Genomic DNA, 21,609 nt, shown 5'->3' with positions numbered 1-21,609 from the left:
AAATTTCTTATATTTACCTGCTGCTATTCAAGTCATGTCCTTTTTAGCATGAGAAAGCAAGTCTTTTTCTTTTTATTTCATACACTTTTACCTATTGTTAATATAATATATGAGTATCTAAATATAAGTACTTAACTTATTAGAGATATTATTCGACTATCTTTCCAACTTCTGTGCAAATGTCGATGTTCATGCCACTTCAGTACTCCCGGGTAAAATACTAAAATGTGCTTTTCTAATTCGTGTATTGAGTCTTTTTGCTCTGAATCCAAATCATTTTTATAGTAAACGTTGTGTTCTGCTAAAACATATTTTCTGACCTTCTGATCTGTATAATTTTCTACTTTATAGTTGTGAGTAACGCTAAATCTTTCTAAAATTGGCTTGTGTTTTAAGTTCCAATATTGCCCTGAAAGTTTATCGCTTCCCAATACAAATTTATTTCCTCTTTCTTCTACGCTACTAACTGGAAAGCACGTATTTATGTCTCCTAAATCCCAACTGTCTGATAATACTATCTGCACTTTTGCAAATTTAATCGATGGTAATAAACTCTGTGGTAATGGATATAGTGCTTTTAAGTTGTACCACAAATGATTTCTTTCATAAATACCGTTATAATTCTTTGTGTGAGGCTCGGTTTCTCCAAGGATTGCTACATCTAGGCGATATATATCATTGCTTAAAGCTCGTTCATAATGATCGCGTAGATAGTTTTCTATAATCCTAATAACTGGACCACTAGACCTGAAAAAATTTACTCTTCCAAATGATAACACTGGTCCATCTTTTTCTATTTTTACCCCTGAATAATCAGAAAGAAGATCTCCAAATAAACTCTCATCCAATATAAATCTCTGCGCATTATAATAATCGTTAAAAATCCTCATCAATCTGGATCTTACAGGCAGTGATAGTTTTGCCAGCTCTACTACTGCATCTACGAAGAAGTCATTTGGTACCTCTTTTATCCCTACTTGCAACTCAAAAAAGTGTTTACCGGGTGGTTCTTCGATGATTGTAATGTCTTCTATATTTGCCCACTTGAGTGCTATTTTAAGTGATTTAGGTGTTCCTCGCAGTCTTTGAAATTTTACTCCTTCTACTATGGCTCTTCTTTTATCTTTTACCCAGCGTAGTATTTCTTCTAAACCATATTCTTCTATTATCCACGGCAATGTTTCTTCTTCCAATCTAAACTTAAATCCCCTGATACAGCTTGGATCTACTTTATAATCTATCGCATCTACTAGCGCTTTTTCCTGTTTTGTTGCATTTGGTGGCAGTAACATTAATTCAACTCAATCTTTAAATTTCGCAAATTTGCACATTCATTTCCTAGCACTACAACATCTTCTTTTGGCTCGATTAATTCCACATTTTCTACACCCTCTACAAATAGATTCGCTATTATCCATGATCTTGTCACACTCCATCCCAGCCTTCTATTTGCTTCAAACTTCTTAATGAACTGCTTCTTGATTTCCTCCTTCGATATCACAGGACTTATGCTCATTCTGCTGTGAATATCTATTTCCGTAATATTGCAACCAACTACTGTTACTGTATCTGTTAAAACCCTTATATCATCTCTAGTAACCTGCTTTTTTACAATTTCTAGTAGCTCTTCTGACAATATGCCAGTTGTGGATAATTGTGTTGATAAGATTGAAATTTGTACTTTTCCTGGTATAGGTGATTCTACTAATGCATCTTTTACTCTACTATCTGCCGACAGTGCATGATACCTATAATACTCCTTGCTTCCACACGTGCTTGAGCCTACTATCTTTGCTTTAATTCTTTTTCTAAATCGTTCATCATCTTCTTCTTTTTGCCTCTCCACTCCATAAAACTCAGCTAAATTATCAAGATCTTCTCCCGTTGCAAATTTTAGTAAATTACCCTTTACAGCTTCGTTTATCCTTTGTCTGAGTAACAACTCTCTCCATGCTGCTACTTCTAATACCTTCATTGCTGGATCCGATTCTACTAATCCTGAAAAGGTTTCATCTCTACGGACTAACTCTTCTTTCATTCTCGAAAAGATTTCTTCATAACTCAGCTTTTCTACAATATTTAGCTGCTTCATCTTTAAACTACAATTTCATCAAAATGAATGTTTTTCCCGCTTGGTAAGTATAATCCTTCTAGATCAAGCGTTACTTTTCCTTCTTTCACCTCTGTCATTTTTACTTTTTCTAGCTTAAATCTTTCCTCCCACCTTTGTAGAGCTTCTGCTACTGCTGAATAGATTTCCAAAGTTAAATCTCTATTTATTGGCTTATCTACTAATTCAAATAGTCTTGACCCATAATCTCTCCTCATTATTCTACTGTTAATAGGAGTGGTCAGTATATCAATTATTGATTGTTTCAGATGTTCTATTCCTTCTAATTCTTTTCCTGTTTTGGAGTCCATCCCTTTCATTTTTAGCCTGCAAACACGTTTTCACTGCCTTTTATTACTTTAAACCCACATGAAACTATATCTCCTACTCTTCCCGCTCCAAACCCATTTGCAAACACTGTTTTTGATCCTTGAACCATTACTTCTCCTTCACTAAAACTTTCTCCTTGTCTGCACATTGGCTTACCATTTACAAAAACATTGTTACTCCCACTAATGCAAAAATGCGGTGTTACTTCTACACAATAATCTCCTACTCGTACAACCGATTTATTCATTTAATTAAGGTTTATTCTATCTGCTTTCAGTTTTATTTCGCTCTTCGTCATCTCTATGCTCGATTCCCCAGCTTTCAGTGTTATTTTGTCTACTACTTCAATCTCTAAATGATGCTTCTCTTTATCATATAACAATCTTGTTCCATCCTGAAACTTCACACTATTTATTTCTTTTTTATTCTCTGGTGCAGCATACTTCTGTTGATATATTCCAGCTAGTACTACTCCTAATGATAACTCTCCCAATGGTGACAATATTACTACCTGTTCATTTATGCTTGGTGGTAGCCAGCTTCTTTCCTCTCCTGCTCTAGAAGTTATCCATGGAAGAAAATCTGTTAAAAGTTCTCCTATCTTCACTCTTACTTTTGCTTTCTCATAATCTACTTCTTTTACAACTCCTATTCGTACAATGTTTGCTAACTTTCTTTGCAGCTCTGAAATAGCAAAATTACTCTCTAACATTTTCTTCTATTATAATCGTATGTGGCTTAATCTTATTTTCTGTCCATATCGATTTACCTAAATGAAGCTGATGACTCCAATCAACCATCCACACCAAATATGCATCTAATTCGGGTCTAAATCCGTCAATTTCTGCAGAGATAAATTCTCCTGGTGAAACATTTTTTATATTCCATGTATTTTTGTTTACAACTTTTGCCACCTCAGCAGCTAATGTTCTGACAATAATAGCTGCATTTTCTATTGTGCTATCAATCACAATTCGTGCTTCAAATCTTGCTTTCAGTGCTAATTCTTCTGTTCTTGGATCTTTTCCCGATTCTAAACTCACAAGCTCTACAAATAACGCTGGCGCTAATAATTCTTTCCTTATCGATGGATAAATTTCACAAGTTTGAATTGCTGGTATTTCTTTCTTCAGCGTAGTGCAGATTGCGTTATGCAAATCTTTAAAATTCATATATTTCTTGTAATATCACGTTCAAAGAACTTTTCAAACACTTCCTCAACCTCATAATTAACAAGATTCCCTATTATCCTTGAAGCCTCAGGTTCGAGTGACAATTTAACTTCCTTTATTGGCAATGCTGCTCTTCCTTCACGTTTAAACATACCGCTATTTCCTTTTGGCATAACTGCTGCAAATCCTCCTATAAACTCATGCTTTCCTACTTTCGATCCTCTTCTTGTTTTTTGTATTTTGCCAATTGTCGATGCTCTAATGTCGTAGAGATTTGCTCTAATTAACACTTCTAATCTGCTTGTTTTTGCTTTAAAAATTCTTAATCTCTTTCTTATCAAACTTAATTTTATCTTCTTTTCCTCACTGATTTCCTTAGCTGCTTGCGCTTTTAACCATAGTGCTGTTCTATTTAGTGCTTTTATAGCTGCCAGTTTTACTTTCTGCTCTTTTTCGTCAATATTGTAGACTATTTCATTAATATTGTTACTAATTTTAATATCAAACACTTTCTATTGCCTCAATTTTCCATATTTCACTCGAAGAATCTTTTAACGGTGGTTCAAAAATCTTGTAGAACCTTTTTTCAATCTTGATATAATCACCTATGCTAAAGGAAGTAACGTCCTGATCACGTATTTCTATAGAAGCAATTTGCTGAGTTAATGCTCCATCTGCACCTAGAGAGTACGTAGTCTCAGGACGTTTAATTAGCACTTTTATTCTACGAATGCCCTCCTTATTTTTATTACAATATGTGGCTTCCACTCCTAAATGCTCAAAACAATCTTCCAATAATTTTCCTATATTCATCAACTAGAACTAATTTTTACCAAAACTCCCGGACGATGGCACATTGGCAATGGATTCGACTGCGTATGTAAATCAGTTCCTCTATCAAATCTTCTTGGCTCTTGTTTTGCATAGAGTGGCTGTCCAAGAGTATTCACTGTTTCATTAAAATCTGCTGGTGCAAAATATGTTGTAAATGTGCTTGCTGTTCCTACTGGAAAACAGTGCCCTGTATCTTTCTCAATAAATCTTCTTACGGTTCCTTCAGGGTCAGTTGCTTGCCCTCTATATTCCTCAAATGTTATGCCACAGAACGTAAATCCTGACCTCATATCATTTCGAAGTGCTGCTCCTTCTTGCCATCTTTCATATGCTTCTTTTACTTTAGCATGAGAAGTTAATGCATCAAAAAACTCAGGGCTTACCAAGGCATGAATTCCAGTCATATATTCACCACTTAGATTATCTTCTATGTGCCGGAGTACTTCCAGACACTTACGTTTTACGTCAGTTGTTGCTGTTCCAAGGGCAAAATTTACTACTTTTGGTGTTATTTCAAATTCGTTGTACAGATTTAATAATTCTGACCCATCAGCATCTAAAATTATTCCTTTGAGCGTTCCCATTCGCAAATGCTCTAATGTTATTGCATGTTTGTTTCTCATTAGCTGCAAATGATCAGTTATTACATCTGCAAGCGCTTTAAGTTCACTCTCTGATCCAAATGCCCTTATTCCTTGTACTTCTTCTGGCAGCACTACATCATCATGCAGAATGTGCGGAATCGTAAATGTTCTTATCTTTCTTTTTCCTCTTTTTCCTACTGTTGCTGGTGCTCCGGGTACTTGCGTTGGTAGTAAACTTAACACTCCGTTGTGTTCTTCTATCGTAATATGTCTAAATCTTACTGACCTACTTGGAAACAAATTTAAATTTTCAACACGTCCATAATTTATCGGCAATATATTCATCGCATTTGTTAGTGCCGTCATGCTAAATGCTGTATTCGTAAATGGATTTTGCATTCTTTTTCCCCCTTATTAATTTAAGTTACACTCCCTTGCGGACAATGATCCCTCGTCCTTCAAGTTGCTTTATTGCTGCAGCTTTTTGCTCTTCAGTGATACCTGTTGGCCACACAATTGCATGATCTGCTAGCATTGCTATACGTGTAATGATTACTGCTTTGGCATTTTCTGTCGCATTTACATCACTTACTATCGCACCTATTGCTGTTTGTGTACCATCTGTTGCAGTTGGATTTATTATCTTAATCATGTTATCCTTATCACTACCAACAACTGTACCAAGTTTAAGATTTTGTCCCTTGGCTACCGTTATTTGGTCTCTTGAATATAGACTTGATGCCTCATACTTTAATAAGTCACCTAGATTATTTTGTTCGATTATACAACTCATAAAATTTCCTCATTTATTTTCCCCTTTAGTTTTACCGCCATGTTTGTAATTGTTGTACGCGGCGGTTATAAAAAAACTTAAATACTTGATTGCGCTCTAGTCCTTGCTACCTCCATCATCAACTCTTCTCCTGAATTCTGCGGTATTGCACTCAGTATCTCTGTCTTTTTCGTTCTCTCTGCAAGTAATTCCATTAAAACTTCCCTGGCTTGCTCAATACTTACGCCTTGCTCTATAAATTCTTCTATTTTCTCTGGCATTCGTGATAAGTTACATAAACGTATTAATTCAAGAACTTCAGTACGATACTTAGTTAAATTATCAGTTTCTAGGTCAGTTGTAGTTTGTTCATTCATAGTAATACTCCTGTTTTTATTAATAGATGAAAGAATTGTAATTCCATCTGCAAGACCTATTTCTATTGCTCTCTCGCCAAAATATAGCCCTGCCTCCGTTGATCGAATCTTTTCAATTGAAAGACCTCTGTTCCTCGCTATTAGCTGCACAAACATTTCATATAGTCGGTCTACTTCTTTTTGTAAGCTTTCCATACTTTCAGACGTCATTGGCTCATGTGGATTTAAATCATTTTTTCTACTTCCTGCAAATACTGTGGTATATTTTATTCCACATTTTTCATTAAATCCACTTTGATCTATATGACTTGCAATTACCCCTATGCTTCCTACTCCTGAGGTTCTGCTCACAAATACCTTTTCAGCGCTAGAGGCTATAGCGTACGCAGCAGAATACGCATCATCATTTGCTATCGCTATTATCCTCTTTTTTGCTCTTGATTCATAAATAAAGTCAGCTAGGTCAAATATACCGTTTACCTCTCCTCCGGGGCTATCTATTTCCAGTATAATTGTCTCTATGCTACTATCTGCTAATGCTTGTGTAATTTGTTCTTCTATTTGCTCATATGATGTCATTCCGAGCATTTCATCAAATGCACCAGGTTTTTTAGTTAAAATGCCATGTATCGGTATTATTCCTCTTTCACTATTTCTTACTGCATGTTTTATATTTTTAAAGATAGGCTGCTTTCCTGTTTGTAGTGACAGTAACTCAAAACTCCTTGGTTCTACCATTACACATCTGTTTAGCCATTGTTGTTTCATATCACCTCTTGATTTGCAGTAACCTCAGAATCAAAACTTAAGCCCAGTTCGCTTGCACGTCTTTGATCTTCTGCTATTTCTTGGTCAATTTCTTCAACATCGTAACCCATTTCTGATACTACTTCCGATCGACTCTTAAATCCATTTCTTACTGCCATTTGTTGTGCTTGCTGATCTTTCAGTGGATCCACCCAATCAAATCCCTGTGGTATCCATTTTACTTCTTCTTTCGCTGCTTTTACTACTTTTTCATCTATACTCAGTTCTCCACAAAGCACTGCTAATTCTAGCCATCTATTCTAAATAGGTCTACAAAACTGGAACACTATCACGTTATGCTGTAACATTGCACACCTTCTGCGAAACTCTATCAGCCCTGCTCGAATGGATGAATAATTAACACCTGTTAAATCTCCTGTTAGCTGCTCATATGTTATTCCTGTACCTATTGCTATTGCCCTCAGTTGCTGTCTCATGAATGCTTCATAACTTCCTCCAACATCTGATGGCTCTGAAAATTTTATGTCCTCTCCTGGGTCTAAAAGCTGCATTGTTCCAGGTTCCAGGCCAGATAGTGCTACTCCTTGCTCACTTGCTTCACCTTCTCCCATGATATTTGCTTCTGGATCGAGTCTCGTAATAAATCCAGCAAACATTGCTGCAGTTTTCTTTCTCACCAGCTCTGCATCATCATATTGATCAAGCTCATAAAGCTTCAGCAGTATATTAGAAAGCCAAGGCTCCCCTCTGATTTGCCCAGGTCTTAATGGTCTATAAATATGTAAAACATCATTTGCTGGCACTCTCACTGATTCACCAAACGAGCCTTCACCAGGGTGTTCTTTAAATAGGTAATATGCTTCTCTTTGCCCAAGCTTGTTAAACTCAATCCCGTTTCTTATTACATTACCATTTCCTAAAGTTTGATTTGTTTTATTATCTAAATGTTCAGACTCAAGTACTTGCAGTTGTAATGGCACAGAAAATCTATCTTCCAGCTTTCTCGTTCTTAAACGTACAAAACATTCTCCTCCCTCTATCATACTTCTGCATACTAGAGCTTGTAATCCATAAAAATCACTTATTCCACAGCTATCTGCTTCATCTGTCCATTTTAGCCATAATTCTTGCACTTTCTTTCGAAATTCTCCATCTCTTGCTTTTGATTGTGGTTTTATTCCTGTTCCAATAGAGTTACTTACTATTGTATCAATGATATTTGCTGCATATGGATTTTTTCTTACCACATCCCGAGAGCGGCTACGTAAGTGCCCAAGGCTCTGAGAAAGTAAATTATTTATGCTTCCTGTTTCTCCTTGCCAATACATCACTCTTCTTCCTGAGCCTGACGCATCCCAAGCAGAACTTTTGATTTTTGGCTTACTAAATAGTTGTTTGAAATTTTTCAGCATCATACTAACCAAAATTCTCTTAATTTTTTCAAAGTTCCGTTAAATTTATTTCTGTCACATTTTCCGATTCCTTCTACTTCATGTGGCTCTGGATTTGTTTTACCGTCAGTATATTGCCATAAAATCCAATCATTCCAGCCTTTTGGTAATGTGAGCTCTTTTCTCCAGATTGCTATCCATAATGGACATTTTGTCAAAGTTGGCGTGGCAAAATCCTTAAGAAAATAGCTACTGCCATAAATTAGGGGTAATCTTCCTGTTACTTCTTCAACTCTCTTTACAAATTCCTCAGCTTGCTTAACTGCAATATTTTTGCCACTTTTGTTTTCTTCAATATCCAGCGCAAGTATGGTATTTTTGCTTTCGCCTACCGTTTTTAGAAAATGATCAGCTTGATTCTTGCCGTTTCCTTCTGTGCCAAAATGATATGCTCCCCAGAGTAATCCTTCTTCTTCAGCTTTCTTTCTTCTCTTCGCATACTTTGAATCCACATATTTTAGCCCTTGTGTTGCCTTGTGAATTACTCCAACTATACCATTCTCTTTGTCTAGCTTAAAATTCACATTTTCTTGCCAATGTGACAAATCTATTATTCCATTTACTGGACTCTCTCTATTCTCCCATAGTTTTATAAAAGTTTTTAATTGCTCTAAAAATTCAGAATATTCCTCTTTTACAACTTTTCTCAGAAAATTTTCCCTCATATAACTCCTTTATTTGTTGCAAAAATAATCTTTCGTTTAGGCTTCATTCCAGCAATCTTTAGTTCACCTTTGATGCGTTGTCTGAGGCTGAGCAAATCATTTATCTGAACTTCAGCATATCTCACCACATGGTCACCATATGCAATTGATACCACTCTTTCGCCACTCTGAAGCTTCTTTATTGCTTGTTCAACTTGAATTAGATAATCTTCGTTATACATTTACTACTCGCTGATCCATTTGCTTTTCACTATTTTCTTTGATTTTTTACTTTCTGGTTTTTCACTTAAACTATTCCATTTACTCTCTGGCCATCTATCTATTCCCAGTGCTATCGATGCTGCTCTTGCATAAATCCTACAGTCTAATACTTCATTTCTTTCTCTTACCTTTTGCCACTCTTGTTTGGTATAACCTTTTACTACTTTGCTGACTAATTGCTCTGCCGTTAGCTGCTTAAAATATTCAGGTGCATACTCGGGAAAATGACAGTATCCTGCTGGAGCTTCTTCACCGTCCTTTAAAACATTAAGTAATTGAAAAAGTTCTGACTTTAAAATCGATACTCCCACTGGCCAGAGCTTTATTCCTCTTTTTAGCTTTTGACCACCAACTGTTATATCTACTCTACTTGGGCTGCTAAGTGGTACTAGAGCTTTATTTACACCTTTCACTGCCATTACTCTTCCAGAGCCTTGATGATCTCTTACCCAATTGTATACTTCTTGTGTCGCATACCCAGCATCAACCGCCATCATACTTATCATGTATTCAAGACCATTTTCACCGATAAAATGATGATTTAAGAGCTCAGAGAGTTTTCCCCATACTTCTCCTCTTCCAGTATCACCTTCAAATACTCGGTATTCTATTGACCAACTTTCGCGGCTTTTTCCCCATGCTACAACTTCTACTTCTAAACGATCTTTTTGGACATCTACTCCTGCAGTAAGCACCACTTCTCTCCTAGGTACTGTGCCTACGGGAAAAAATTCTCTCCTGTTAAATAATTGCTTCCAATCTGGTACTTCTCCTTTGTCTACCCAGGTTTCTCCAAGCGTAGTATTTATCCATACTTTTAGTAATTGTTCACTTTCTTTTGCATGAAGAAAATCTTCTACTGCTTGAGTCCAGCTATACCAGCCTACTGGACTATAAAGACTTGAAAGATGAAATCCTTTTTTCTCACCTTTTACTCTATTAGTAGGTCTCCATTCTCCACGCTCAAGCATCTCTGTCTTTTGATGATTTTCTATTTTGCCGCTACATTCAGTGCAGACATAATGTGCTGTTCTTGAGTCGTTGTTTTCCCATTTAATTTGTGACCATTTTAGAACTTGATAGTAATTACAATACGGACATGGTACAAAAAAGTACTGCTTATCTGTTGCTTCAAATTCTTTCTCAATTCTGCTTATTCCATGAATCGTTGGTGTTGATACTAAAAAAATCTTTCGCCGTGCAAATGTATTAGTTCGAGCAATACTGAGCAGCACTGGATCTCCTTCACCACCTGAATCTCCTGGATAGGCGTCTATTTCATCAAGAAAGAGATATTTTACTGGCATAGACCTCAGTCCTACACTGCTGTTTGCTCCAGTTATTACTACTATTCCACCTGGGAATTCCTTACTTTGTACAGTATTGCCTGAGTCTCTTGACCTTGGGTCTTTTACTTTACTCTTTAAACATGGCGTACTCTCTATTAACGGCGCAAATCTTCCTTTTGACCAACGCTTTCCCATTTCAACTGTTGGCTGCACAACTAACATTGGACCAGGAGTCTGATCTATAATATAGCCTATCCAATTGTTACCAGCTTCTGTTCCTCCAATCTGCGCTCCTTTCATGAATACTACTTTTTCTGCTGGTGAGGACGGAGAAAGTGAATCCATGATTTCTTTTAAATAAGGAGTTCTTTCTGTTCTCCATTTACCTGGCTCTGATGCTGCAGTTGGCGCTAAAACTCGATACTCATTTGCCCACTCTGATACTTTAAGCTCTGGATCTGGTTTTAAACCTTCAGAAAAAGATGTGGCGTATATCATTGTCTGCATCTACTCATAATTGGTTCTATCTCAACATCATTAACAGTAGAACTACACTCTTCCAATTCCATAAACATCTTTTTCTGAAATTCCTTTTCTATATATCTTTTGCTCATCTCACTTATCATTAGTGCTATAATAAGCGCAAATATCCCTGTTGTTGTTGCAAAAATGATTGCACTGCTTATTGTTGTTGCTGTTAAACCTATATATGCTGCCATTGCTACTGCGCTAACTGTAATACAGATGCAGATAATATTATTATGTTTTTTCATCCTTTTATCTGCTATTTCTCTCTGTGCTATATATTTATTATGAAGGGTTGGAAAATTAATAACGGTATCTCTGCAGAGCAATGCACCATTTTTTTCAGTAAATAAAACTTTAAGTAACTCTAAATTGTTTGATTTAATTGCTAAATGTAAAACAGGTGTATAATTTGCTCCTTTTTTCAGCAATAACTTTACTACATGTAAATGCCCTTTTTCCGCAGCAAGGTAAACCGGTGATAAACCTTTATTATTTACAATATCAATATCGATTTCTTCTTTTAAGATAGACTCTACAAGCTCAATTTCTCCTCTTTGTGCAGCTAAATGTAGTAGACTATTCTTTTCAGAACCGTATTTATTACTCATCAAAGCCTTCTTTATCTCAGGTTTAGCGTAATCAAATGGTGTCTTACCATTATCATCCCTGATTAAAGGATCTATATCCTCTCGAGTTAGTAAAACCTCTATTGTTTTAAGTCTTTCAGCGTAATGTAGTGGCGTTTTATTTTCGTAGTCTTGCAAATTTACTTGAGCATTAGGCTCCTTTATTAAGCATTTGAGAATATCAAGACACAAATCTCTTTCATCGTAATTAGTATTACTTACAGCTATATGAACAGGCGACAATTTCATTGAGTTTTGTCCCATGCGTGCGCTATTTACATCTGCTCCAAGCTTTAGCAGTAACTTTACTATTTCCAACTTTTTGTTATTAACTGCATAGTGCATTGGTGTCTGATTTCGTGCATCAAAGACATCTATTTCAGCATTTCCTTCTTCCACTAAAATTTTGACAATATTCTCATGTCCTATTCCTGATGCTAGATGTAATGGTGTATGATGCAGAGCATTTCGTACATTAACGTCAATACCTTTTCTGATCAAATATCTAACTGCATTAACTTCACCTATCATTGCAGCTAAATGAAGTAAGCTATCTTGTTCTGATCCGTATTTGTGATTGATTAATGCTTGTAATATTTCTGCTTTTTTACCTTCTTTGGCATAATCTAAGGAGGTTTTGCCTTCATTGTCCTCAACAAAAGGATTAATGTTCTTCTTCGTGAGTAATAAATCCACCATGCTTGACTCGTCAAACTCTATAGCGCAATGTAGTGGTGTCTTTCCATTTAATCCTCTGACATTAACATCTAATCCAGGTTGATTGATGAGACATTTTATTAACTCCAAACTTAAGTTATCAGCCATTTTATATTCAAAATCTTTTTTATATTTGAAATTTAGTATTAGATAATTCTTGTAATGAGTTTGTAATCTCTTCGGTTAGCGTCTTATGAATCTTTTCAGTGTCGCTCAGTGATGCAAGCAGTGCTGAAACTCTATTTGGAATATTAAGCAAATTATTACGGACAACTCTTGCTACATTAAATGCATCGCGCTTTACTTCCTCTACTGCTACAAGTTCACCAATCCCAGCCTTAGCTTTCGCCTCAAGCAGTTTACCACGTTCCATCTCATTTTTTATTCGCGTTTTTAGCAACATTGTAGAAAGGTTATTTGTATTTTCGTTTTCTGGATTTTTCCTCCTAAGTGGCTGACTTGGATCTCTTATTGCTGCCACCGCTTCATTTGCTTGTTCTCTACTGATCAAACCATCCTCCAACTCAACTATTCCTTTCTTTACTAAATAACAGACATATTGCTTTGATACTCCTATCTCTCTTGCCCATTCCGTTTGTGTGATCTTTTCCACTTTTTTTGCTTCTTTTTTACAAATTTTCTTCTTGAATCTCTGAAAAGGTTTTGCCAGTACCGGCTAAAATGGCATCTCTTCCGGTATATATTTGCCAACGTTTTATAGTTACATCTACAAATTTTGAATCTAGCTCTATTGTCCTACAAATTCTTCCTGTTCTCTCGCATGCAATCAGTGTACTTCCAGAGCCGCTAAATGGATCAAGTACGATATCTCCTGATCTACTGCTATTAACTATTGCTCTTTCCATTAGCTCTACTGGCTTCATTGTTGGATGTAGTGTATTGTGCGTTGGCTTATCATAAAACCACAGATCACTTTGATTTCTACCCCCATGCCACTCACGTTTATTGCCGCTTTTCCATCCATAGAGCATTGCTTCGTATTGTCTTTGATAATCTGATCTTCCTAGCGTAAAGTGATTCTTTGCCCAAATGATAAATGTTGACCATTTCCCTCCCGCTTCCTCAAATACTTTTTGTAACGTTGAAAACTCTGATGATGATATGCAGATGTAAATTGCACCTTTCGTATATGCTAAAATATGGGAACAGATGTCGTAGAGAAAAAGTTCGTACTTTTCACCTTGATTATCGTTTAATATTTTTTTCTCTTCTCTTTCCTGACTGCTACCGTAATCAACGTTATATGGAGGATCACATACGGTAATATCTGCCATTTTATTATCTAATACCGCTTTATATGATTCAACTAAAGAGCTATCACCACAATAGATTCGATGATCACCTAAAATCCATAAATCAGCTGGTTTTGTTATTTCTACTTTTTTGTCATCAACAACTAAGTCAGAAAGATCTTCTTCTTCACCATCTAAATCATCAAGAAACCGTTGAACTTTTTCTAATTCAAATCCAGTCATTTTAAGATCAAACTGTAAATCTTCTAGCTCCTGAATTTCCACTTTTAAAAGCTCATCGTCCCACTTTGCCCAATTAGCTGATTGATTGGCCAGTAATCGAAAAGCTTTGGTTTGTGGTTCATTTAAATTATCACTTAAAACCACTGGAATACTCTCCATACCAAGCTTTCTTGCTGCTTTAAGTCTTAAATGACCATCAACCACAGTTCCATCGCTTTTTGCAACTATTGGTATACGAAAGCCAAATTCCCGAATAGAAGCACACATTCTGTTGACCACATCGTCATTTTTACGTGGGTTACGCTCATATTCAACTAGGTTTCGAGTAGGATAGTAGTGGATTGCTAAATTCATATCTTAATAATTAAAAAATTAATATTCAAAATATATCTGACGCTAGAGAAGGCCTGGGGTCTGACCCACCAAACCCGCCATTATGGCCGAAAGGACCCACTTTTTATGGATTTTTCATCTTATTAATATCTTTACTGAAATCCATAACATAGAACATTAATGCTAAAGCATCAGATTCATTATCATCTTTAGGCAAACCCCCTTTTTCCTTTACAGCTTCAATAACTTCACTCTTACTTGCATTACCTTTGCCTGTTATAAAGCGTTTTATAGCTTTAACATTAACACCTTGGTAGGGAATATTGTTCTCTTCACACCAAGCAGACAGCACTGCAAGAAAACCACCATAGCAATGAGCTGCATCAGTTCCTAGATGTCTTCTTACTTCCTCAAAATACACTGCAGTGAACTCATGTTTCAAAGAATTAAGCCAATTGTTAAAACTTAAAAAACACATTCCACCTCCACTGAAACGGCTACCATGAAAGCTTTTGCTTCCACTTTCAATTACTCCATCTGTTAGAATTGCCCAGCCCGTTTGTTTGCCGAGATCTAGTGTTAAGATTGACGTACAAAAACTCCTTTGTGTAATTAAAGTTCAATGCCCTGTATAATATATATGTACGATGACTCGCAAATTCGTCCGCAATTTTGAAAAAAAATTAAAAAAAATTTCATATCCTGCCATTTGAGTTTTTACTTATCTTAATAACTATTTTACATAACTTATATTACGCCAATATTTATATTATTATATTATCATATATTATATTTTACCTGTATTTAAATATATATATAATATATATAAGACTTCAGTAATCCGTAAATCCTCTTCACTGGCCGATTTTAGCCACTTAACTTTAGAAACGGCTTTTAGGAATAGAACATAAAAAAGACAATATTATCAATAACTTAACGATTACTGCTTTCTGAAATACTAATTAGTAATTCAGAAATTAGGTACGAAATTGGTAGTTTTTTACCTATGAAAAAGTAGCTTCAGTAGTGTATCAAAACGTTTAAATCTTATTTTAATTTTTAAAGATTTTATTCTTTTAGATAAAAAAATTATTACTACTTTTTTATAATAAATTAGTCATACAAAGTCTTGGTAAAAATCTCTATTCATGAAACTTTTGGAGTTTTTATGAAGAATTCTTATCAAGGAATCGATTCTACAATTGTTAAACATGTGAGATTTCAAGCTTCGCGCCTTAAATCCAAAAGCTGTTTTATTAACGAAAGTCTCGAAGATATAGAACAAGAGCTTTTTTGTCAGGTTTGGCAATATCTTAACCAGCACGATGAGAAAAGAAGTAGTTTTAGTACTTTCGTTGCTAGATTAGCTAATTATTGTGCTCGCAATATGTTACGCAATCAGTTATGTCTAAAACGTAATATAACTTTTGATGATATAAACGACGATATTCCAGATCATAGGAACTCGGAAATCGAAGCGATAATTCGCACTGACATAAATAATATAATTTCAACTTTGTCTGAAAAAGATAGTAATTTATGTTAATTACTTAAGGTATTTACTATTACTGAAGTTTCTGTAATAACCAAAATACCAAAGACAACTATCTATCGCACACTAGAACGAATACGCAATAAATTCTCAGTTTTAGAGAAGTTATAAGCTCTCGATTATATTTGCTCAAAATTTTTTTTTGCAAATTGCGGACGAATTGCCTAGGTCATCGTACATATATATTTAGGTACTGGGAGAAAAATGAAAATAATGAACAGCAATGAACGGCTAAAAGTTCAAACAGGTATAAAAATGGTCATCTTTGGTCCTTATGGTATAGGTAAAACTAGTCTCTTAAAGACCATAAATGAACCAACACTTTGTCTTGATTTTGAGGCAGGTTTACTTGCTGTTCAAGATTGGCAAGGGGATTCTGTAAGTATTCGTACTTGGAATGAGGCAAGAGATATTGCATGTCTCATAGGTGGTCCTAATCCTGCGTTAAAATCTGACTCAGCATATAGCCAAAGACACTATGAGCATGTATCCAGTAAATACAGAGAGCTTGCTTCGGAGTTTCTCAAGTATCGCTGTATTTTTATCGATAGTATTACAGTAGCCTCGCGTTTATGTCTATTATGGGCAAAAATGCAACCTGAAGCTTTTTCTGAAAGATCAGGAAAGCAAGATATGAGAGCTGCTTACGGATTACTTGCTCAAGAGATGATGGCTTGGCTCAATCAGTTTCAACATATTCCAAATAAAGACATCATTACAGTTGGAACTCTTGGACAATACCTTGATGATTTCAATCGCTCAACTTGGCTACCTCAATGTGAAGGTACTAAAACCGCAAGTGAAATTCCTGGGATAGTTGACGAAGTAATCAGTATGGTTGGAATCAAGAAAGATGATGGTACAGAGGTTCGTTCATTTGTCTGTCAGACAATTAATTCTTGGGGATATCCTGCTAAAGATCGAAGTGGTTGCCTTAATATGGTTGAAGAACCGCATCTAGGAAAACTTCTTACAAAAATTAAAACTAAAGCTTTTGCAATTCAACCTGTCACGCCCAACATATAGGAGGTTATTATATGCTACAAAACTTTTTAACTATTGGTCAAAAAATTCCTTTTTTCAGTGTGAAAGAATACTTGAATGATCAATCGCCAATACCAGAAGATATAATCTCACCAAGAATTTTAACAAAAAGAGGCTTATTGGTACTGGGTGGCCCACCTAAAATCGGTAAAAGCGACTTTTTGATCTCTTGGCTTGTCCACATGGCTGCTGGTAGATCATTTCTCGGTATGACACCAAGTAGACCTTTGAAAATCTTCTACATGCAAACTGAAATTGAATATGAATATATGAAAGAACGGTTGCAACAACTTGATAATGAACTTTTGAATGTAGCTGCTAACAACTTAATCATTACGCCAAAAGTGCACTTATCATTTAATCATGATGAAATAAGTGAAATTAAGGAAATTGTGAATGAACGCTTTAAACCTGATGTTTTGGCCATAGATCCATTACGTAACATCTTTAGCAGTGAATATGGAAATGAAAATGATAATAGTGCTATGTTATTCTTTCTGCAAAAGACTCTTGAGAAGTTACGCAGTGCTGTCAATCCAGATGCTTGTATTGTACTTACTCATCATACAAAAAAATTATCAAAAAAGATGCTCGAAGAAGATCCATTTCAAGGCCTAAGTGGTGCTGGATCTTTACGTGGATTTTACAGTACTGGTATGGTGATGTTTGCTCATGATGAAGAAAGCAGTGTACGCCAGATAGTATTTGAGCTTCGTAATGGTGAACGCGTGCCAAACAAACTTGTCGATAAGATAAATGGTCATTGGCAGCTAATGGAATAGCTAATTTTTCACTTTAAAATCAACTTATAGGAGAACGTATGCTACAAGATTTTTTAACTGATTTTAATAACGCGAAACTGCAGAGCAGTTTAATACCGAAAGGTACAATAGTCAAGGTAAAAATGGCAATAAAACCTGGAGGTTATGAAAATTGGTTCACTAAAAACTACACTACTGGCAGTATCTATTTAAATGCAGAATTTACCATCACTGAAGGCCCATATGCAAAACGCAAGATTTTTCAGATTATAGGTATCAAAAATGGCAAAGCAGAAGGTGAAGAAGACATCTGGGGAGAATCTGGACGTTCTATGCTGCGTAGTATTTTGGAATCATCCAGAAATATTCATGCAAATGACACTTCAGAGAAAGCAGTTACTGCTAGAAGAATCAACTCTATAGCTGATTTTAACGATTTAGAGTTTACAGCAAAAGTAGGCGTTGAAACTAATAATACGTACGGAGATAGGAATAGGATTACTACAGTTATTACTCCAGAATTACAAAAGAGTTTTCAAGATGATTGGTTACCATTTTGAAGTATGACGAAGGAAAGTTGTGGGCTGCTGTTATTACTAGAGCTATTCAGGATGCAGCAGGAAAAAACCCTAAACTTAAAAAAGAGGCTTGTCAATGGATTCGCTCACGATCTTTTGAAACTGTTTGTGAGCTGGCTAATCTTGACTTTAAACGTCTAAAAAATATGTTGAACAAATTTGGAATAAACAAGGAGAATTTTATGGATTTTTCATCTAAAAATGCTTTAAAAATAAAATCATTATTAATTAATAATATCAAAGATTGTTTATCTTATTTGTTGCCTGATGGCAAATCTTACCAAGATAAATTCTATATTGGCAGTAGAAATGGAAATAAGATAATAGTTGAAATGGAAGGAGAAAATGCAGGAAATTGGTACAACCTGATCGAAGAAAAGAAAGGAAATATAGTAGACCTTTGGACTTTAGTTAAAGGTAATATAGATTCTGCTGAGACATGGTTGAACGGTAAAGATGAAAGAAGTTCCACATTACAAGAAAAACAAAACGAAGAAAAAGCATTTTCTGTAAACCATTACTTAAATGACAAATCACCAATGCCAAAAGATATAATAGGCCCAAGAATTTTGACACCAGGTGGTCTTTTGGTCATAGGTGGTACTCCAAAGATTGGCAAAAGTCATTTTCTTCTTTCTCTATTAGTACATCTGGCAGCAGGAAGATCATTTCTTGGCATGAAACCTACAAGATCGCTAAAAATATTCTATCTACAAAATGAAATGGAATATGATTATATTAGAGAACGTATACAACAACTCAACAAACTTCCTCATTTAGCAACAGAAAACTTAGTTGTGACGAACAAGATGAATTTGACCTTAAATGAAGAAGGTATAGAAAAAATAAAAAATATGGTAGAGGAAAAGTTTGATTTAGTTGTGATTGATTCTCCTTATAATTCCGTTAACTATGGTCTGCAGCATGCAATAGAAAAACTACGTTCCAAGATTAATCCTATGGCTGGAATAATCATCACAAATCACACCAAAAAAGTATCTACCTCTATATTGGAAAAGAATCTATTTCAAGCTCTCGTTGGTGCTAACGCTTTAAGAAGTTTTTATACATCTGGAATAGTAATATTTCAACCCAATAAACGTACAAATATCTTGCAAGTAGTATATGAACTTAGAAACGGTAGATCTATACTAACAAAATTCATCAACAAGATTAATGGATGTTGGAAATCTGCTAACGTTATAGCTAGAACATAAAAACACAGATTTTCAGGTAGTTATGGATATTTATTGTTCACAAAGAAATGGACATTATAAATTATTAGGGAAGAAAGAACAGTTAAGAACTCAACTCCTATCAAATATAAGGTCATGTCTTTCTTATTTACTGCCAAGAGGAACTTTTCGTGGTGATAAGTTCTATGTAGGTGATCTGCAAGGCAGTAAAGGGAAAAGTATGATAGTTGAGTTAACTGGCAGTAAAGCCGGATTATGGCACGATTTTTCTACCGGAGAAGGAGGAGATATTTTTGATCTTTGGGCTGCTGTTACTGGAAAAAATCAATTTACTGACACGATAGAAGATATTGCTAAGTGGATTGGTTATTCGGAAAAAAATAACACTCTGGGGCAACCAACGGCATCATGGAACTATTACGATGAAAGTGATCAAGTGATTGCTACAGTTTATCGTTATAACACTGATTCAGGAAAAAGATATCTTCCTTTTGATGTAAAAAGGTCTAATTTTACTCCACCAGAGACCAGGCCTTTATATAATATTCCAGGTATCATGAAATCTGATAAGGTGATTTTAGTTGAAGGTGAAAAGTGTGCAGATGCTCTGATAGAGCAAGGTATGACTGCCACAACTGCAATGTTAGGAGCAAATGCACCAATAGAAAAAACAGACTGGTCACCACTTAAGGGTAAGCATGTTATTATTTGGCCAGACAATGATGAACCAGGTAAACAATATGCTGAGAAAGTTGTGAAAAAGCTTACTTTTCTTGGTGTTTTATTACTTACTCTTCTTGAAATACCTGACAATAAACCAAAAGGATGGGATTCAGCTGATGGTATAGAAGAAAAGATGAATATTCCTGAATTCATTGAAAATAACTCGAAAAAAATCATCGTTAAGCAATTGCTTAATATTCAAGAATGGAGCGTAGAACGTTTTATAGGTCCAGTACCAGAGCAAAAGTTTCTTGTTGAAGGGTTATTTCCTTTAGGAGTAACATCTATTCTAGCTGCGATGGGAGATACTGGTAAAGGTATGCTTCTGCTTGATTTAGCACTGAAAGTTGCGAGTAGAAAAGATCAGCCATGTGGTTTTGGTCCTTTAGTTACTGAACATGGATCTGTGGTAATTTTCTCAGCAGAAGATGATATGAGTGAAATACATCGTCGTTTAGAGCGTCTTGATTCGCAATGCGAAAGATTAAAATATAAGGATAGGCTCTTTATTGTACCATTACCAAATGTTAGTGGATCACTTACAATCATAAAGAGTGTTTCAGGTAAAGTTATAGAGACTTCTCCTGAATTTGAATCGATAACAAAACAACTTAATAAAATAAAAGACTTAAAATTAATCGTATTTGATCCACTTGCATCATTTGTGCATGCTGATTTAAATACTGACCCAGCCGTAGGCGATTATTTGATGTCTTTATTATCTGATTTAGCAGGTAGCACTGGAGCATCAATAATTACTGCCCACCATATGAGAAAGCCAAAAAGTGAAAAACCTATATCGACTGTTGAGCAAGCACGAGATGCCATTAGAGGTACATCTGCTCTTGTTAATGGTGTTAGGTGTTCATACGCTTTTTGGTCTGTGGAAGATGCAGCTAAACCGACAATTTTTAAATCAATAGGAGAATCTGTAAGACAGAACGCATTATTTTATGGAGCAATTGTTAAAGCAAACGGTTTGGCTGATCGCACTTTACGCACTTATTTAAGAAATGAAGAAACAGGATTGTTAGAAGACATAACTGAAAGATTAAAAATAAAAAATATGAACGAAAAAGATTCAAAGCAGCATCTTATAACTGCAATTACACGAGCAGCAATTTCTGGACATCCATTTACCCATACAGGAAGTACAGGAGTGTATAAACAGCGGCATAGACTACCTGAGGAGTTTCACAGTATAGGGAGAGATAGAATGGAGCGTATAGTTCAAGAGCTGTTACAAGCACGGAAGCTGGTTAAGGGAATGGCTACTGGTTCAAAAGAAGATAAATGGCTTGACATTCCTAGCGGACCATTTGCTCGTGGTGTTGGAAAATTTAGCTGTGGAGCTGAGCTATTCTCCTAAAAATTTTTTCTGATATAAAAAAAATATTTTGATTTTTGCGGACGAATTTTGAAGTCATCGTACATATATATAA

At 35.5% G+C, this 21,609-nt stretch carries 24 protein-coding genes and 2 pseudogenes; 7 read left to right on the top strand and 19 right to left on the bottom strand.

Annotated elements, in window-relative coordinates:
* Positions 1 to 131: 131 nt before the first annotated feature.
* From OPR48_RS03480 to OPR48_RS03390, 19 genes and pseudogenes are all read right to left on the bottom strand, one after another.
* Positions 132 to 1,292 (bottom strand): phage tail protein, encoded by a 1,161-nt coding sequence (locus tag OPR48_RS03480; RefSeq protein WP_265026576.1) that lies wholly within the window; start codon positions 1,290 to 1,292, stop codon positions 132 to 134.
* Positions 1,292 to 2,092, bottom strand: coding sequence for a baseplate assembly protein (locus OPR48_RS03475; RefSeq protein ID WP_265017595.1), 801 nt, complete (start codon positions 2,090 to 2,092; stop codon positions 1,292 to 1,294). Before OPR48_RS03475 ends, OPR48_RS03480 begins: the two co-directional genes overlap by 1 nt.
* A gap of 2 nt (positions 2,093 to 2,094) precedes the next feature.
* Complete coding sequence (locus OPR48_RS03470; RefSeq protein ID WP_065095147.1) at positions 2,095 to 2,430, bottom strand: GPW/gp25 family protein; 336 nt, start codon at positions 2,428 to 2,430, stop codon at positions 2,095 to 2,097.
* Positions 2,431 to 2,432: 2 nt separating this feature from the next.
* Positions 2,433 to 2,687, bottom strand: coding sequence for a PAAR domain-containing protein (locus OPR48_RS03465; RefSeq protein WP_213863528.1), 255 nt, complete (start codon positions 2,685 to 2,687; stop codon positions 2,433 to 2,435).
* Entirely contained in the window at positions 2,688 to 3,152 is a 465-nt protein-coding gene (locus OPR48_RS03460) for a phage baseplate assembly protein V (RefSeq protein ID WP_208571542.1), read from the bottom strand.
* Positions 3,139 to 3,612 (bottom strand): hypothetical protein, encoded by a 474-nt coding sequence (locus tag OPR48_RS03455; RefSeq protein ID WP_265026575.1) that lies wholly within the window; start codon positions 3,610 to 3,612, stop codon positions 3,139 to 3,141. Before OPR48_RS03455 ends, OPR48_RS03460 begins: the two co-directional genes overlap by 14 nt.
* Positions 3,609 to 4,094: a phage tail protein gene (locus tag OPR48_RS03450; RefSeq protein ID WP_370274078.1), complete on the bottom strand. Its 486-nt coding sequence runs from the start codon at positions 4,092 to 4,094 to the stop codon at positions 3,609 to 3,611. Before OPR48_RS03450 ends, OPR48_RS03455 begins: the two co-directional genes overlap by 4 nt.
* 19 nt (positions 4,095 to 4,113) lie before the next feature.
* Entirely contained in the window at positions 4,114 to 4,407 is a 294-nt protein-coding gene (locus tag OPR48_RS03445) for a head-tail joining protein (RefSeq protein WP_265026574.1), read from the bottom strand.
* 17 nt (positions 4,408 to 4,424) lie between these two features.
* Positions 4,425 to 5,429, bottom strand: coding sequence for a major capsid protein (locus OPR48_RS03440; RefSeq protein ID WP_265026573.1), 1,005 nt, complete (start codon positions 5,427 to 5,429; stop codon positions 4,425 to 4,427).
* A gap of 25 nt (positions 5,430 to 5,454) precedes the next feature.
* Complete coding sequence (locus OPR48_RS03435) at positions 5,455 to 5,823, bottom strand: head decoration protein (protein WP_077188124.1); 369 nt, start codon at positions 5,821 to 5,823, stop codon at positions 5,455 to 5,457.
* A gap of 77 nt (positions 5,824 to 5,900) precedes the next feature.
* Positions 5,901 to 6,947, bottom strand: a complete 1,047-nt coding sequence (locus OPR48_RS03430) for a S49 family peptidase (protein WP_265026572.1) — start codon at positions 6,945 to 6,947, stop codon at positions 5,901 to 5,903.
* Positions 6,944 to 8,362: pseudogene (locus tag OPR48_RS03425) on the bottom strand (phage portal protein). The gene OPR48_RS03430 and the pseudogene OPR48_RS03425 overlap by 4 nt, the downstream one beginning before the upstream one ends.
* Positions 8,359 to 9,063 carry a glycoside hydrolase family 25 protein gene (locus OPR48_RS03420; protein ID WP_265026571.1) on the bottom strand — a complete coding sequence of 235 codons (705 nt, stop codon included), beginning with the start codon at positions 9,061 to 9,063 and terminating at the stop codon, positions 8,359 to 8,361. Before OPR48_RS03420 ends, OPR48_RS03425 begins: the two are co-directional and overlap by 4 nt.
* Positions 9,060 to 9,284, bottom strand: a complete 225-nt coding sequence (locus OPR48_RS03415; RefSeq protein ID WP_114517459.1) for a gpW family head-tail joining protein — start codon at positions 9,282 to 9,284, stop codon at positions 9,060 to 9,062. The genes OPR48_RS03420 and OPR48_RS03415 overlap by 4 nt, the downstream gene beginning before the upstream one ends.
* Positions 9,285 to 9,287: 3 nt before the next feature.
* Positions 9,288 to 11,111 carry a phage terminase large subunit family protein gene (locus OPR48_RS03410; RefSeq protein WP_265026570.1) on the bottom strand — a complete coding sequence of 608 codons (1,824 nt, stop codon included), beginning with the start codon at positions 11,109 to 11,111 and terminating at the stop codon, positions 9,288 to 9,290.
* Positions 11,108 to 12,592, bottom strand: coding sequence for an ankyrin repeat domain-containing protein (locus tag OPR48_RS03405; RefSeq protein WP_265026569.1), 1,485 nt, complete (start codon positions 12,590 to 12,592; stop codon positions 11,108 to 11,110). The genes OPR48_RS03410 and OPR48_RS03405 overlap by 4 nt, the downstream gene beginning before the upstream one ends.
* 19 nt (positions 12,593 to 12,611) lie before the next feature.
* Positions 12,612 to 13,097, bottom strand: a complete 486-nt coding sequence (locus OPR48_RS03400; RefSeq protein WP_077188119.1) for a hypothetical protein — start codon at positions 13,095 to 13,097, stop codon at positions 12,612 to 12,614.
* Positions 13,098 to 13,113: 16 nt separating this feature from the next.
* A complete protein-coding gene (locus OPR48_RS03395; protein WP_265026568.1) occupies positions 13,114 to 14,334 on the bottom strand; it encodes a DNA modification methylase in 1,221 nt (406 codons plus the stop codon).
* A gap of 103 nt (positions 14,335 to 14,437) precedes the next feature.
* Positions 14,438 to 14,899: a crossover junction endodeoxyribonuclease RuvC gene (locus OPR48_RS03390; protein ID WP_265026616.1), complete on the bottom strand. Its 462-nt coding sequence runs from the start codon at positions 14,897 to 14,899 to the stop codon at positions 14,438 to 14,440.
* A gap of 582 nt (positions 14,900 to 15,481) precedes the next feature.
* On the opposite strand from OPR48_RS03390, the pseudogene OPR48_RS03385 reads away from it, so the two are divergent.
* The 7 genes and pseudogenes from OPR48_RS03385 to OPR48_RS03355 all read left to right on the top strand — a co-directional run.
* A pseudogene (locus OPR48_RS03385) lies at positions 15,482 to 15,655 on the top strand (sigma-70 family RNA polymerase sigma factor); the annotation flags it as partial.
* 45 nt (positions 15,656 to 15,700) lie between these two features.
* Positions 15,701 to 15,859, top strand: coding sequence for a hypothetical protein (locus OPR48_RS03380; RefSeq protein ID WP_265026676.1), 159 nt, complete (start codon positions 15,701 to 15,703; stop codon positions 15,857 to 15,859).
* A gap of 210 nt (positions 15,860 to 16,069) precedes the next feature.
* Complete coding sequence (locus tag OPR48_RS03375) at positions 16,070 to 16,891, top strand: ATP-binding protein (RefSeq protein WP_265026567.1); 822 nt, start codon at positions 16,070 to 16,072, stop codon at positions 16,889 to 16,891.
* Between the two features lie 11 nt (positions 16,892 to 16,902).
* Positions 16,903 to 17,691: an AAA family ATPase gene (locus tag OPR48_RS03370; protein ID WP_265026566.1), complete on the top strand. Its 789-nt coding sequence runs from the start codon at positions 16,903 to 16,905 to the stop codon at positions 17,689 to 17,691.
* A 38-nt stretch (positions 17,692 to 17,729) separates the two neighbouring features.
* A complete protein-coding gene (locus tag OPR48_RS03365; protein WP_265026565.1) occupies positions 17,730 to 18,230 on the top strand; it encodes a hypothetical protein in 501 nt (166 codons plus the stop codon).
* Positions 18,227 to 19,465 carry a helicase RepA family protein gene (locus tag OPR48_RS03360; RefSeq protein ID WP_265026564.1) on the top strand — a complete coding sequence of 413 codons (1,239 nt, stop codon included), beginning with the start codon at positions 18,227 to 18,229 and terminating at the stop codon, positions 19,463 to 19,465. Before OPR48_RS03365 ends, OPR48_RS03360 begins: the two co-directional genes overlap by 4 nt.
* Positions 19,466 to 19,487: 22 nt before the next feature.
* Positions 19,488 to 21,536, top strand: coding sequence for an AAA family ATPase (locus tag OPR48_RS03355; RefSeq protein WP_265026563.1), 2,049 nt, complete (start codon positions 19,488 to 19,490; stop codon positions 21,534 to 21,536).
* Positions 21,537 to 21,609 lie beyond the last annotated feature (73 nt).

Source organism: Wolbachia endosymbiont (group A) of Bibio marci, assembly GCF_947251645.1.
Taxonomy (GTDB): domain Bacteria; phylum Pseudomonadota; class Alphaproteobacteria; order Rickettsiales; family Anaplasmataceae; genus Wolbachia.
This window is presented reverse-complemented; position numbering and strand designations above follow the sequence as displayed.